Source organism: Nocardia sp. NPDC052254 (genome assembly GCF_040679495.1).
Lineage (GTDB): Bacteria > Actinomycetota > Actinomycetes > Mycobacteriales > Mycobacteriaceae > Nocardia.
Genome location: NZ_JBFAUW010000006.1, coordinates 295,311 through 309,617, shown reverse-complemented (window position 1 = coordinate 309,617; position 14,307 = coordinate 295,311). Strand labels below are relative to the sequence as shown.

Sequence of the window (14,307 nt, the reverse complement as noted above, 5' to 3'; positions counted from 1 at the left end):
CACTCGTCACCGTCCTGGACGAATAGGGAACGGACAGGGGCGCCGAGACCGGTGACCTCGGCCGTCAGCGCCGGGACATGCCGGCCGGGGGGATTTCCGCCCGATAACTGTTGATTTGCCATCTGTGTGCCCGCGCCCGGTGTCACACTGGTGGACGGTCGGCGACCCGGTGCGCTCGTGCGCGGAGTCGTTCCTGGTCACGAGGTGCGTGACCGGATGCGGCCCGACGCCCGTCGGAAGGAGAAATGATGCTCTCGCCCGCGCGGAACGACGAGGTGCTCGGGGGTTTGGCGGGAATTCGAGCCTGGCAGGAGGAGTTCTGTCGCGATCTGCACCGCCATCCCGAGTTGTCGCATCAGGAGCATCGGACCGCCGGGCTGATCGCCGAACGGTTGCGCGGGGCCGGGCTCGAGGTGCACGAGGGGGTCGGCGGGACCGGGGTGGTCGGGATCTTGCGCAACGGGGACGGGGCCGGGGTGCTGTTGCGGGCCGACATCGATGCGCTGCCGGTGCGGGAGGCCACCGGATTGCCTTATGCCAGTGAGGTTTCCGGGAAGGATGCGGCCGGGAACGAGGTGCCGGTCATGCACGCGTGCGGGCATGATGTGCATGTCACCTGCCTGCTGGGGGCCGCGCAATTGCTCGCCGAGCACACCGATCAGTGGCACGGGACGCTGGTGACGCTGTTCCAGCCCGCCGAGGAGGTCGGTGACGGGGCTCGCACCATGGTCGGCGACGGGCTGGCGGGGCTGTTGCCGCGGCTGGATGTGGCGCTCGCGCAGCATGTGTTCCCGATTCCGGCAGGGATCGTCGGCACTCACAGCGGGCCGTTCCTGGCCGCGGCCGACAGCATGCGCATCACCGTGCACGGGCGTGGCGGGCACGGGTCGATGCCACAGGCCACCATCGATCCGGTGGTGCTGGCGGCGATGATCGTGATCCGGTTGCAGACGGTGGTATCACGGGAGGTGGCGCCCACCGAGACCGCGGTGCTCACCGTCGGCAGTGTCGACGCCGGGACCAAGAGCAATGTGATCGCCGATCACGCTGTGCTGCAACTGAACATCCGCACCTACAGCGAATCGACCCGCACCGCGATCCTGGACGCCATCAAGCGCATCGTCACCGCCGAATGCCAGGCATCGGGATCGCCTCGGGAGCCGGAATTCGAACTGTTCGACCGGTTCCCGGTGACCGACAACGATGCCGAGACCACGCACCGGGTGGTCGATGCCTTCACCGCCTACTTCGGCAAGCGGCGCGTGGACGTGCCGATGGGCAGCGCCAGTGAGGATTTCAGCGACATACCCGATGCGCTGGGCGTGCCCTACACCTATTGGGGCTTCGGCGGCATCGACCCGGACACCTATGCCGAGGCGCTGCGAGCAGGCAGGATCGCCCAGGACATCCCGGTCAACCACTCACCGGCCTTCGCGCCGGTCCTGCAGCCGACCCTCGACACCGGAACCGAGGCATTGATCGTGGGGGCCCTGGCCTGGCTGACCTGATCGGGGGGAGCGCGCCCGCTGGCTACGATGGGATCGATCCGGGGTGCGCCGGACCAGCGCGCCGGGAGAGCCGGGATGGGGGATTCATGTGGGCGGGTGCGGAGGGAGGGCGCGGGCTCGTCCCCGCCGTCGGGGGAGCGGCGTCGTGACGCGCGGAGCCTCGGCGTCGAGGTCGGCCGCGGCGGCGTTCGCGGGCCTGATCGTCGGTGTGATGGTGACGACCGTGGCCGCGGTCGTGCTGTTCATGGACCGGACCCATACGGTGCACACGTATCCGGGGCCGGCGCACGACATCTACGCCGCTTCGGTGAAAGAGGTACGTAGCCCGATGAATTCGGGCCACCACGAAGTCTGGCTGGGCCGGCTCGACGGTGGTGATGTGGGACGCGGTCACGTCGTGCCGATCCCGTTGGGCTGGGGTGTCGAGCCGCGCATCGATTGGGAACCGGACGTGGTCGTCCTGCACTTCGAGCCCGGTGGCGAAATCCGGGTCCCGATGACGATGGTGGTGGATCACCGGTAGGTCCTACAGGCGCGAATCCACCCATTGCCGGACCTCGCGGCGCGTGAGCAGAACCGTGGCACCGACCGGGAAACCCGACAGCAGCACAGTCAGCAGCAGCAGGGGAAGAGTTTCCGGCCAGCCACCCCGGACCGGCTTCGTGCTGTCGTCGGATGAATCCGTCACGAACGGATAGCCTTCGGGCGAGTCGCCTTCGAACGGGTCGTCGTGGGTCGAGTCATCGGAGAAGTCCCAATGCGTGATCGAGATGCTGGTATCCGATGTCGCCGGCTCGGGTGCCTTGTGCAGTGGTGACAGCAGGAATGCGGTCAGTGCCAGAGCGAACCACACACCCCAGATCCGGGCGAAGCCGATCGCCAGGGGGCCGCCGCGCCATACTCGCCACATCCAGGGAATCGTGATGACGCACACCGACGCCAGCGCAACCAGCACGATCGTGAAGACAGGTCCCGCCGCGCTCGTGAGCGAATCGGACGCGAACAACGCCGAACCGGCGACCTCGAAGAACCGGAGCAACACGGTCAGCAGGAGGACCGGCAGCGTCCAGACCGCCAGGATCAGGGCGATTCCCGTGGGCACCGCCGCCGGGCGCGGCAGCGTCGGTGTGACCCGTGGCGGCAGTCCCGCCCGCACGAACACCGTTGTCAGGGCGCGGCGCATCGTGCGCTGGGTGCGGCGCGCGAAGTCGAGGATGGGGACCCGGCCGGCCAGCATGGCCAGATGTGGAGTCCAGTCGTCGTCGAAGCGGATCACCGCGCGAACCGAATACGCCTTCAGGACGCGTTGTCGCAGGCTCGGTTTCGGATGATCCGGTAGACCGGCGGGGAAGCGGTCTCCCAATGTCCGGCGAAACCGCTCGTACTTCTCCTGGTCGTGGCCCACGGTGAGGACCAGACGGGACGGTACGCCGTGTTCGACGATCCGCTCGACCTCCCAAGCCAGATTCCGGCTCGCGCCCGCGGCCAGCACCACGAGCTCGGAACGCGCCAGTGCGTCGAGAACCTCGGCCTGCCAGTTCTCGTCGGCAGCATAGGTACGTGCCGCGCCGGGGGGCGGCAATGTGTCGGACGGATTTCCGAGGGCGACCATGCGGCCGAATGGCGCAACGGCCGTGGCGATCTGCTGCTCTTCGGTGTGCAGATCGGCCGCGGTCACCGGCTGGCCCACGAATATCGTTCGCAGCCAGAGCAATCGCGTCCCGATCGATCGGCGATTGACCGGATCGTCCTTGAATTCCCTGAGGAACAGCACGATTCGCTCGTCGTCGGGAAGATCGCGCAGAGTTGCCAGCACCGGCATCAGATGTCGTCTGCCACGCAGCACTGCCCACGCGCCGAGTACGGTCAGCACGATACTCGCGACCCAGACCCACGTCGTGGGAAAAGCGGATTCTCTGCCGGTGTCCCCCTGACCCGCGAAGCCGATTCCCGCGCCGCCGAGCGTGATCGCGACCCAGCCCAGCGTGTCGTACCATCGCCCGCGCTTCGGCGACGGCTCGATGGTGGCCGGAGGACGGGCTTTTCGTGCAGTGGCCTCGGAATCCGCCGTTGAATCGTGTGGTGAGCTCATGACCACACCCCCGTATTCTTCTGTTCCCCGCTGCTTTTCGCAGTGCGCGCATGGGGTTGCCGATGTCGGCCCGAGGGAAACATCCGCGCCCGGATCGGATCACGCTGGGCCGTGGTGAGCACGATGATCCGCATGACGTGGGCGGAGAGCGTCACGAGCTCGACCCCGAGGCGTTCGGTGCCGGTGAGCCCGAGATCCTCGCCCGCGCCATGCCACACGCCATCCCGGCCTTCGAGTTCACCCGGTGCCGGCCGCGCGCGGCGACGCGTCGGCGATTCGGTGCTCGAGGCCGGGCTGCCGCGGTGGAATCAGCCGAGGAAGCCGGGGAACCGGTCGGCGGGATCGACGATCGAGAAATGCGAGGCGTCGCCGGTGCGCACCCGGCTGCTCTCGCCCTCCGCCGACACCGGGATATCGCCGGCCAGGGTCACCCGGTGCACGCTGCGCTGGTGATCGCCGTAGTCGGAGATCCCGTAGTGCTGGGTCGCCCGGTTGTCCCAGATCGCCACATCGCCGGGAGCCCACGCCCAGCGCAGCGTATTGTCCAGACGGGTGATCCGCTCCTGCAGGAGTGTGAACAGCGCCGCCGATTCCGAGGACTTCAGGCCCACGAAGTTCTTCACGAAATGGCCCAGCAGCAGCGACCTCTCACCGGTTTCCGGATGTACCCGGACCACCGGATGTTCGGTCTCGAACACGATGCGGGTGAAGTTGCGCATGTGTTCCTGCCGCTCGGCCGTGCGCGATCGCTTGTCGGCGTGTACACCCGCGTAGTCGTATTCATTGGTGTGCACCGCCCACAGCTTGTCCACCAGCGCCTTCAGCGGTTCGGGCAGCTGATCGTAGGCGGCGGTGGTGGAGGCCCAGGTGGTGGCGCCACCGTAGGGCGGGACGTTCACGGCACGCAGGATCGAGGCCTTCGGGATGCGATCGATGAAGGTGACATCGGTGTGCCAGCTGTTGGCGGCCCCCTCGATGACCAGTGTCCGGTTGTCCTCGGAGGTCAGCGTCGGGTGGGTGGTGGTCGGCGTGCCGAGGGTGGCGGCGAACTGATACTGCACATCGTCGTCGACATGGTGCTGACCGCGGAACACGACCACCTTGTTCGCGGCCAGCGCGAAACGGATGGCGTAGGCGGTCTCGGCACCGATGTCGCCGGAGATCTCGACACCCTCGATCAGGGCGCCGATGTGCTCGCCCAATTTCGTGACGGTGATACCTCCGGCGGCATAGATATCGGATGCGCCGACGGGGCGGGTCTCGATGGTGGTCACGGTGGTCTCCTGGCGTCGATGAGCAGTGCGGGACAGGTGATTACGACGTCCCGGCGTGCGACTGGAATCCGGGAGGACGCTGGTGAGCGACTGGCTCGAAGGTAAAAGTAAGCGGCATGCATTAATTTGAGAATGGATCTGATCGCGCTGATTCTTTCGCGGGCCACGGGCGCGGTGCGGCGGGTGCCCGTGGGTAGGGTGAGGGCCCATGACCGCCAGACGCGGCCGCTACAGCGCGGGCGAGGAAACCCGGGTGCTGTTGATCACGGCAGCCGAGCGGCTGTTCGCCCGGCGCGGCTACGACGCGGTCACCCTCGCCGAGATCCGCAGCGCCGCAGGACAACACAACGCGTCGGTGATCAGCTACTACTTCGGTTCCAAGGAAAACCTGCTGCGCGCGATATTCGATCATCGGCTGCCCGCGGTCGGCGCCGACCGTGACGCCCTCGCCGCCCGGCTGACCACGCCGGGCCGCGCACTGAACTCGCGCGAGGCACTGTGGGTGATGGCGCAGCCGCTGGCCAACACGCTGCGCGCGGGAAACCACTACGCCGCCCTGCTCGACCGGATGATGGAAACCGAGATTCTGATGCGGGTGTTCACCTCCGCGAACCCCGATGGGACGGCCAGCGGGCTCGCGGTGGATCGCGCGCTGCACGCGGCCCTGGACGATCTGCCGGAGGCGGTCCGCCGGCAGCGAATCCGGATGACCTACGAGAGCGTGCTGCGGACACTGGCCCGCTACGACCGCTCCGGCACCGCGCCGGATCGCGCCGCGCTGTCGATGCTCATCGACGCCTGGGACGGCCTGCTGAACGCGCCGACGTCCGAGGAGACCCGGGAGATGGCAGACGAGCTCCGGTGAGAAGACCCGGGTGTGGTTGTCCAGGCGGCCGGAATCCGGTCACCGCCGCCGCAGCTGGCCTAGCAGAGGTAGGCACGACACCAGCACCACCACCGCGACGGTGGGCAGCAGGTACTTGTCCACGTTCGGCACGCGGGTGCCCAGCCAGTACCCCAGCAAAACCAGGCTCTGCGACCATGCCAGTCCGCCGACGATCTGCCACAGGGTGAATGTCCGTGCCGGGACGCCCAGTACACCGGCGACGGGGCTGATCACCGTGCGGACCAGGGGCACGAAACGCCCGATGACGATGGCCCGCCGCGCACCGTAGCGATCCAGCCAGCGCTCACCGCGCGACACCACCGCGTGCACCCGCGGCCGCGAGGTCCGGGCCAGGAACGCGTTGCCGCCGTGCCGCCCGAACAGATACCCGGCCTGCGCGCCGGCGATGGAACCGATTGCGGCACACAGCAGTACCTGCCACAGGACCAGATGGGGATCGGTGCGGGTGCCGGTGGCGCAGAGGATGCCCGCGGGAAAGATCAGGGTGTCACCGGGGAGGAAGAAACCGACGACCAGCAGACCCGATTCGGCGAAGGTGCCGAGCAGGACCGCCAGCGCACCGAACTCGCCCAGCAGCGACGACCCGCTCATCGGGTTGAGTGCGGTCGTCATGCCTGCCACGGGACAACGGTAGCCGGACAGCAGAGCTCCGGCAGCGATGAGCGAGCCCCACCGGTTCGGCAGAGCCGGTCGTCAGTGAGTACGTCAACCGCTGGACGTGGGGAAGGAGCCGGAAACGGAGTCGCGATCGCCGCCTCGTCGCCGGTTGCCCGGCAATCGCCCGGCCTGCGGGTACCGTGCCGATAGCGAGGTCGACGCGGAAGGACGATATCGATGGCGGCGGTGTCGGATACCGTTCCCGAATTGTTGCGCGCGCTGGATCTGACCGGTGTGTTCGCCAATGCCATGCTCGGCGGGGCGGTCGCGCGGTCCTATCGGTTCGATCCGGTCGGATTCGCGGTGCTGGCCACGGCGTCGGGACTGGGGGGCGGCATCATTCGCGACACTCTGCTGCAGCGCGGGACACCGGTGGCGCTGGTCGACTACACCTATCTGCTCACCGCGTTGTTCGGCGCGCTGATCGCGTTCGCCTTCCGCTTCGAGGGCCGATTGTGGGACCGGCTGTTTCCGTGGGTCGACTCGCTGGCCCTGGGCTGCTGGGCGGCGGTCGGCGCGCAGAAGACCCTCGAGGTCGGCCTGGGCTGGCTGCCGGCGGTGCTGCTGGGCACCGCGACCGCGGTCGGAGGCGGGGTGGTCCGCGATCTCGCGGTGGGGCGGGTGCCGACCATCTTCGGGGGCAACACGCTCTACGCCACCTGCGCGCTGCTGGCCAGCGCGACACTGGTGATCATCTGGTACTCGGGGCATGTGACCGCCGGTTCGATCGCCGCGACGGTGGTCGGCGGTGGCCTGTGCCTGCTGGCCCGGTGGCGGGGGTGGATGTTGCCGGAACAGATGAGCTGGCCGGAGCGACTGCGGCACGGGCGGCGCAAGCAGCGGTGACCGCCGCCGGTTGCGTTCTGGTGCAGCCGAATTCTGTTGCGGGGCAGAGACTCGACATTCGATGAGCGGATGTCACAGGGAAATCTCAGACTGACTGGCGCGTCCAAGGCCGTCACCGGCCCCAACTGGGAGTACGCCATGTCAGATCTGTTGCCGTTCGTGATCGCGGGAATCGTTACCGGGTCCGTATACGGCCTCGCCGCTGTCGGTTTGGTACTCACCTACAAGACTTCCGGGGTATTCAACTTCGCCCACGGTGCGGTGGCGACGGTGGCGGCGTATTCGTTCTACACACTGCACGTTCTGGACGCGATGGTGTGGCAGGCGGCCGCGGCGCTCTGTGTTTTCGTCATCGGGCCGGGACTGGGTCTGGTCCTGGAACTCCTCGCCCGCCGGGTGGACCGGGCGCCGCTGGAGCTGAGTATCGCTGCCTCCGTGGGGGTTCTGCTGATCATCGAGGCCTGGGTGACGCTGTACTACGGGCAGACCACCACCCGGATCGTGCCCGCATTCCTGCCGCCGGGCGGCTTCACGGTCTTCGATGTGCACGTGCAGTGGTCGGATGTGATCACTCTCGGGGGGGCCGTGGTGGCCACCGTGATCCTCTCGGCGGCAATGCGATTCACCCGGCGCGGGGTGGCGATGCGGGCGGTCGTCGGCAATGCCGCGCTCCTGGATCTGGCCGGAGAGGATCCGGTGCACACCCGGCGGTGGGCGTGGTGCATCGGTACCGGCCTGGCATCGCTGTCGGGAGTGCTGTTCGCGCCGTTGATCCCACTCGATCCGGTGCAGCTGACGCTGCTGGTGGTGCAGGCGTTCGGTGCCGCCGCCATCGGCCGATTCACCAGTCTGCCATGGAGTTTCGCGGGTGGGCTGGGCATCGGTGTGGCCGCGGCGCTGGCCACTCACTACTTCAGTACCGGCCTCGCCGCGGGCATTCCGGCCGCACTGCCGTTCCTGGCGCTGTTCGTGGTCCTGCTGGTGCTGCCGCGTCGATTGCTCCCGGACGGTCGCGGCGCGGTGCGGCACCGCCGGGCGGCGTGGACCGCGCCCGGTGGCCTCACCCTGGCCGGCTCCATCGCGGTTGTCGTTGCGCTGGTGTCGGTTCCGGCGTTCGCCGGAATCCACCTGACGGACTGGACGGTCATGGTGGCCATGACCCTGGTCTTCGGATCGCTGGGTCTGCTGGTGCGCACCTCGGGACAGATCTCGCTGTCCCACTTGGCTTTCACCGCGATCGGAGCCTGTGCCTTCTCCCACCTCGCGGTCGATCGGCACTGGCCCTGGCTGCTCGCGCTGCTGGGCTGCGGGCTGGTGGTGATCCCGATCGGTGCCGTGCTGGCGATTCCGGCGATCCGGCTGGGCGGCCTCTATCTGGCGTTGGCGACATTCGGATTCGGCGTCGTCCTGCAGATGATGTTCTACACCGAGCCCTACATGTTCGGCACCAGCGGTCTGGGCCTGCCGATGCCGCGGCCGCACATGTTCGGGCTCGATGCCGAGACCTCCTTCTACTACTTGGTGCTCGGCCTGGCCGTGCTCGCCACCCTGATCGTGGTCGTCCTCGACCGCGGCCGGCTCGGGCGGCTGTTGCGCGGGCTCGCCGAATCGCCGACGGCGTTGCGCACCAACGGTGTCGGTGTGGAGGTCACCCAGGTTCTGGTCTTCTGTCTGTCGGCCTTCCTCGCGGCCGTCGGGGGCGCGCTGGCGGGGATGGCGCAGACCACCGCCACGGCGGCCAATTACCTTCCGCTGCAATCGGTCACCTACTTCGCGCTGATCGTGATCGTGGTCGGCCGCGAGCCGTGGTACGGCCTGCTGGCCGCGGTGGCGCTGATCCTGGTGCCGTCCTACATCACCGTCCCCGACATCTCGATGTGGCTGCAGCTGGTGTTCGGCGTGCTGGTCCTGGTCCGGGCGACCGTCGCCGGGAAGCTCGAGGTGCCCGCGGCGGTGCGGTCCCGGATCGATCGCATGTTCCGGGCCGGTGGTGCCGCACCCGCTGACCCGGCGCCGGCGCCGGCGGCCGGGTGCCTGCCCGCGACACTCGAGGTCGACGACCTCACGGTCCGATTCGGCGGCGTGGTGGCGGTGGAGAAGTTCTCCTTCACCGCGGGTACCGGGCGTATCACCGGACTGATCGGGCCCAATGGCGCCGGCAAGACCACGACATTCGATGCCTGCTCCGGACTGGTCGCGGCGGATTCGGGGCGGCTGCGCCTGGCCGGGCACACCATGAGCCGGGCGACGACCGCGCGCCGGGCCCGGATGGGTCTGGGACGCACCTTCCAACGGACCGAGCTGTTCGAATCACGCACTGTCGCAGAGAATGTGGCGATCGGTGCCGAGGGGCCGCGGGCGGGAGCCAATCCGCTGACACAGCTCATCGCACCGCCCGGCAGTGCGCAGCGGGTGCGCGGGGCGGCGCGCGCGGCGATGGCGCTGTGCGATATCGAGTCGCTGGCCACGACCCCGGTCGGTGAGCTCTCGACCGGGCAGCGGCGGCTGGTGGAGCTGGCCCGATGTCTGGCCGGTCCGTACCGGATCCTGCTCCTGGACGAGCCGAGCTCGGGCCTCGACCGATCCGAGACCGTGCGGTTCGGGCAGATCCTGCGGCACGTGGTCGCCGAGCGCGGGATCGGCATCGTGCTGGTGGAGCACGACATGTCGCTGGTACTCGACATCTGCGACGAGATCGCGGTGCTCGATTTCGGCCGGCCCCTGTTCCGCGGCACACCGGAGCAGGTCCGGAACTCGGAGCTGGTGCAGCAGGCCTACCTCGGTGCGCCGTTGCCCTCGCCGTCCCGGATCGAGGAGACGGTCGCATGAGCGATATCGCGCTCGAATTGCGCTCGATCACAGCCGGATACGGGTCGACGATCGTGCTGCACGACATCGGACTGGAGTTCGCTCGCGGATCGGTCACCGCACTGCTGGGGCCCAACGGCGCTGGCAAGACGACACTGCTGCGGGTCGCCGCGGGACTGCTTCCCGCCCGGTCGGGCGGTGTCGTGGTACACGGCCGCCAGATGGGCCGGGCCCGGCCTGCGCGCCGGGCCCGGGCGGGTCTGTGCTTGATTCCCGAACAGCGCGGCGTGTTCGCGGATCTGACCGTCCGGGAAAACCTGCGCCTGATGACACCCCGGCGCCGCGCCGGGCGAAACAGCGACGCCGACACCGTATTGGACGTATTCCCGGCCCTGCGCTCCCGGCTCGAACAGCGGGCCGGTGCGCTCTCGGGCGGGCAGCAGCAGATGCTGGCGCTGGGCCGTGCCTGGCTGGCCGAACCGTCGATCGTGCTGCTCGATGAGGTATCGATGGGGCTCGCGCCGGTGATCGTCGACGAAATCTTCACGGCGCTGGGCGAATTGCGCCGCGGCGGAGCGGCGATCGTGCTGGTCGAGCAGTACATCCAGCACGCGCTGGCCATGGCCGATCGGGTCGTGATCCTGCAGCGCGGACGCGTCACGGCCACCGGATCCGCCACCGACTTCGATCGAGACGACGTGCTGGAGAACTACTTCGGTATCGAGGGCGGCTCCACAGACTTGCCGGCGACACCGGCAGGACACCCACCCGGTGCACGCGGCCGGGGCATGGGCGTAGCGAATCACGATTCCCTACAGGGAGCGGAAGATGAAGAAGAATAGGTTGCTGTGGTGGGCTGCTCCGGCTCTGGCCGCGGCGCTCGCACTGAGTTCGTGTTCGGCCGATTCCGGCGACAGCGGTCCCACCGCGGTCGGCCCGGCGAAGATATCCGACGGTGGACTGGCGGGCGACCCGATCGTCGTCGGCTCGATCTGCAGCTGCACCGGCCCCGCCGCGGGCTCGGTCGGGCATGCCTCCGACGTGATGCAGGCATGGGCCTCGTCGGTCAACGACCACGGCGGGATCAACGGTCATCCGGTGAAGGTCGTGACCTACGACGACCAGCAGAATCCGACGACCGCGCTGGCGGTGGCCAAGAAGCTGGTCGAACAGGACAAGGTGGTCGCGATCGTCGGCCAGTCCAGCCTGGCCAGCTCGAGCTGGCAGAGCTATGTGGACAGCAAGGGAATTCCGGTCGTCGGCGGGCAGCCGGTCGACGCCCCGTTCCTCACCGATCCCAACTTCTTCGCCTCCGGCACCACGCTGCCGGTGAACTATCTGGGCGTGGTGTCGCAGGCCAAGCAGGCGGGTGCGAAGAACTTCGGCACCCTCTACTGCGCCGAGATCCCCGCGTGCGCACAGCTTCCGCTGATGCTCGAGCCCATGGCCAAACAAGCCGGGATGGGTTTCGCGGCGGAGAAGGTCTCCCAGACCGCGCCGAACTTCATCGCACCGTGCATGGCGCTGAAGGACAAGAACGTCGACGCGGTGACCGTCGGCGGATCGGTCGAGGTGATTCCCCGGATCGCGGCCTCGTGCGCGCAGCAGGGCTACAAACCGACCGAGTTCCCGCTGGGCGTGAGCCTGCAGAAGTCGTGGCTGTCGGATCCGAACTTCGAAGGCAGCAAGTTCGCCGGTGCGAACGCGCTGTACACCGACGAGTCGATTCCCTCGGTCAAGGCATTCCACGACGCGCTCGACGCCTACGTCCCCGGACTGCGTGACAGCGCCGACTTCAGCGCGCCCCTGCTGTGGCCGTGGGCCGGCGGCCAGCTGTTCCTGGCCGCGGCCAAGGCCGGCAACATCTCACCGACCTCGACCGGCGCCGATATCGTCAAGGGGCTGCGGACCCTGCACGAGGAGACATTGGACGGTCTCGCGCCGCCGTTGACCTTCCCGGAAGGAAAGCCGGCATTTCCGCTGTGCTACTTCACCGGGCACACCGAGGCCGGGGCCTTCCACTCGGACAACGGCGGGAAGACGACCTGCATCGATCAGAACACCGCCGCCGCGCTCATGAAGGCGCTGGCGCCGGCCTGAGTGGTGACCCGTACCCGGTTTGGGGGTACGGGTCCCGAGCCGTACCCGCTGCCGAACTCTCGGCCCGGCAGCGGGCACGGCGACCCCGAGTCCGGCCGACCCCCGGACGCCACAGTGCCCGGCCGAGTGATCGGCCGGGCACTGTCGGGCAATCTCGTACGGGACACGCCACTCGGCGACGCCGGTTCGGCGTCACGGTACGAATGTCAGGAAACCGGTGCGTCGGAGGCGATTTCGGGAGCCAGCGGTGCGACGGCCCCGATGATCTCGCCGACCGTCTCCGCGGGCACGCCGGCACCTTTCAGGGAATCGGTCAGATGTCCCGCGACCAGGTTGAAGTGGTGCATGGTGATACCCCGGCCCTGGTGGACCTGCTTCATCGGCGCCCCGGAGTACGGTTCGGGGCCGCCCAGCGCGGCGGCGAAGAACTCGACCTGCTTGCCCTTGAGCCGGGACATGTTGGTGCCGGTGAAGAAGGCGGCGAGGTCCTTGTCGGCCAGCACCCGGACATAGAAGTCCTCGACGACGGTCTCGAGGGCTTCGTGGCCACCGATCTGCTCATAGATGGACGTGGGGACCGGCTCCGGGGCCGCCTTGGCGGACGACTTCGAGAACAACGACGAGATTTTCATGGCATCAGGAAAACAGCGCGACGTTGCGTGCCTGTTAGTGCCGTGTGGCTCGCGAGTTGCCTTGTGTAGAAAGCTGATTTCACCGATCTCACCGCGCGCCCGGTCGCGTGGCGAGGTTTGTCTCGGCCCCCCTCGACCCGTCTCGTCATCGCGCCGTAGCGGCTGCGGACATCGACGGTACCGCTGTCGCGGGGTCGATCCCGGTGAACGCGAGCGAGATCACGAAACCCGCGGCCTCCTCCAGCTGGCGGGCCCGTGACAGGTCCCCGAACACGACGGGTTCGGCGCCGAGATCGCGGACGAGATGTCCGGTGGTCCGCAGTGCCTCGGCGTCCACGCCACACAGCGGCACCGTGCCGGGTCCGGGTGCGGGCTCGGTCCACCGGGTGCTCGGGAAGAGATGAAACGCCTTGACCACGTGGGCGCCGGGAGCCGCGGCGGCCACCAGCTCGGCGTGTGAGCTCCCGTCCGGCAGCCGCAGCGGCCCACCACCGTGGTCGACGGCGTTGACCGGGTCGATGAGGGTGACACCGGCCAAGGCACCGGCTGTGGCCCCGACCGCGTGCAGGACGTCCGCCACACCCGTGTGCGCCACCGCGAGCAGCACGACATCCGCCCCCGCCACCGCCTCGCCGGGCGGGACCGCGCGGGCGCCGATCCCGGCCGCCAGTTCCTGCGCCCGTTCCGGCGTTCGGCCCGTCACCACCACCTCGTGCCCCGCCCGCGCCCATCCGCCGCCCAATGCCGCGGCCATCGCACCGGTGCCCAGGATCGCGATCCTCATATGCTTCTCCTTCGAATGTTCGATACGCGGCCACGATAGGAATTCCGATACGCACCGGACGGTGCGAAACGAATCGGGGATGATCCCAGCATGAGCGGTCAGGTGCGGAGGCGGCAGCGGAGCGTGACCACGCAGCGCCGAGCTCGTGCTGCCGAGGACACAGCATGAGCGGTCAGGCGCGGAGGCGGCAGCGGAGCGTGACCACGCAGCGCCGAGCTCGTGCTGCCGAGGGCACAGCATGAGCGGGTACGAGGCGCATGCGGGCGAACTGGTCGCCGACTGCCGATTGCGCGCGGCGACCGACCTTTTCGCGCACACCTGGGATCCGGTGATCCTGGTCGGCCTGCTCGGCGGAGCCCGGCGGCGTGGCGTGTTGCGCACCGAGATCGGCGGCATCAGCGACAAGGCGCTCACCGAGGCGTTGCGCCGGCTGCTCGGGCACGGCCTGGTCGAACGCCGGCGGTACGCGCAGGCACCACCCCGGGTGGAGTACGACCTCACCGCCCTGGGCCGCAGCCTCGTCGAGGGGCCGCTGCGCGCGCTCGGTGACTGGGTGGACGCCCACGGCGACGAACTACTGGAGGCGAGCGGCGCACCCGACGACGATGAGTGGTGAAGGCCTCATGGTGATCGCCGCGCATCCGCGACCGTGACCTGGCCGACACTCGGTGCACGGGGTCGGTCGCGGGTGAGCCGGGC

The 14,307-nt window shown here is 68.6% G+C and carries 13 protein-coding genes; 8 read left to right on the top strand and 5 right to left on the bottom strand.

From position 1 onward, the window contains the following. The first annotated feature begins 248 nt into the window (after positions 1–248). Both AB0L57_RS18220 and AB0L57_RS18215 read left to right on the top strand, forming a co-directional pair. Positions 249–1,508 carry an amidohydrolase gene (locus tag AB0L57_RS18220; protein WP_364963133.1) on the top strand — a complete coding sequence of 420 codons (1,260 nt, stop codon included), beginning with the start codon at positions 249–251 and terminating at the stop codon, positions 1,506–1,508. Between the two features lie 145 nt (positions 1,509–1,653). Then, positions 1,654–2,031 (top strand): hypothetical protein, encoded by a 378-nt coding sequence (locus tag AB0L57_RS18215; protein WP_364963130.1) that lies wholly within the window; start codon positions 1,654–1,656, stop codon positions 2,029–2,031. A 3-nt stretch (positions 2,032–2,034) separates the two neighbouring features. Here AB0L57_RS18215 and AB0L57_RS18210 read toward each other — a convergent pair whose 3' ends face one another. Then, on the bottom strand, positions 2,035–3,600 hold the full coding sequence (locus AB0L57_RS18210) for a hypothetical protein (protein ID WP_364963127.1): 1,566 nt from the start codon (positions 3,598–3,600) through the stop codon (positions 2,035–2,037). Between the two features lie 308 nt (positions 3,601–3,908). Further along, entirely contained in the window at positions 3,909–4,874 is a 966-nt protein-coding gene (locus AB0L57_RS18205; protein ID WP_364963125.1) for a TauD/TfdA family dioxygenase, read from the bottom strand. A gap of 208 nt (positions 4,875–5,082) precedes the next feature. On the opposite strand from AB0L57_RS18205, the gene AB0L57_RS18200 reads away from it, so the two are divergent. Continuing rightward, positions 5,083–5,739, top strand: coding sequence for a helix-turn-helix domain-containing protein (locus AB0L57_RS18200; RefSeq protein ID WP_364963123.1), 657 nt, complete (start codon positions 5,083–5,085; stop codon positions 5,737–5,739). Between the two features lie 39 nt (positions 5,740–5,778). Here the strand turns inward: AB0L57_RS18200 and AB0L57_RS18195 are convergent, their stop codons facing one another. Next, on the bottom strand, positions 5,779–6,393 hold the full coding sequence (locus tag AB0L57_RS18195; RefSeq protein ID WP_364963497.1) for a DedA family protein: 615 nt from the start codon (positions 6,391–6,393) through the stop codon (positions 5,779–5,781). A gap of 222 nt (positions 6,394–6,615) precedes the next feature. Between AB0L57_RS18195 and AB0L57_RS18190 the strand changes: the two genes are divergently transcribed. The 4 genes from AB0L57_RS18190 (at position 6,616) to AB0L57_RS18175 (ending at position 12,192) form a co-directional block, all read left to right on the top strand. Next, positions 6,616–7,284: a trimeric intracellular cation channel family protein gene (locus tag AB0L57_RS18190; protein ID WP_364963121.1), complete on the top strand. Its 669-nt coding sequence runs from the start codon at positions 6,616–6,618 to the stop codon at positions 7,282–7,284. Positions 7,285–7,422: 138 nt separating this feature from the next. Further along, positions 7,423–10,113 (top strand): ATP-binding cassette domain-containing protein, encoded by a 2,691-nt coding sequence (locus AB0L57_RS18185; protein ID WP_364963118.1) that lies wholly within the window; start codon positions 7,423–7,425, stop codon positions 10,111–10,113. After that, a complete protein-coding gene (locus AB0L57_RS18180) occupies positions 10,110–10,934 on the top strand; it encodes an ABC transporter ATP-binding protein (RefSeq protein ID WP_364963115.1) in 825 nt (274 codons plus the stop codon). Before AB0L57_RS18185 ends, AB0L57_RS18180 begins: the two co-directional genes overlap by 4 nt. Then, positions 10,921–12,192: an ABC transporter substrate-binding protein gene (locus AB0L57_RS18175; RefSeq protein WP_364963113.1), complete on the top strand. Its 1,272-nt coding sequence runs from the start codon at positions 10,921–10,923 to the stop codon at positions 12,190–12,192. Before AB0L57_RS18180 ends, AB0L57_RS18175 begins: the two co-directional genes overlap by 14 nt. Positions 12,193–12,398: 206 nt before the next feature. On the opposite strand, the gene AB0L57_RS18170 is transcribed toward AB0L57_RS18175, so the two are convergent. Both AB0L57_RS18170 and AB0L57_RS18165 read right to left on the bottom strand, forming a co-directional pair. Continuing rightward, positions 12,399–12,824: a group 1 truncated hemoglobin gene (locus AB0L57_RS18170; protein WP_364963110.1), complete on the bottom strand. Its 426-nt coding sequence runs from the start codon at positions 12,822–12,824 to the stop codon at positions 12,399–12,401. Between the two features lie 145 nt (positions 12,825–12,969). Next, complete coding sequence (locus AB0L57_RS18165; protein WP_364963108.1) at positions 12,970–13,608, bottom strand: NAD(P)-binding domain-containing protein; 639 nt, start codon at positions 13,606–13,608, stop codon at positions 12,970–12,972. 238 nt (positions 13,609–13,846) lie between these two features. Here AB0L57_RS18165 and AB0L57_RS18160 point away from each other — a divergent pair, with 238 nt between their 5' ends. After that, positions 13,847–14,224, top strand: coding sequence for a helix-turn-helix domain-containing protein (locus tag AB0L57_RS18160; protein WP_364963106.1), 378 nt, complete (start codon positions 13,847–13,849; stop codon positions 14,222–14,224). The last annotated feature ends 83 nt before the right edge of the window (positions 14,225–14,307 follow it).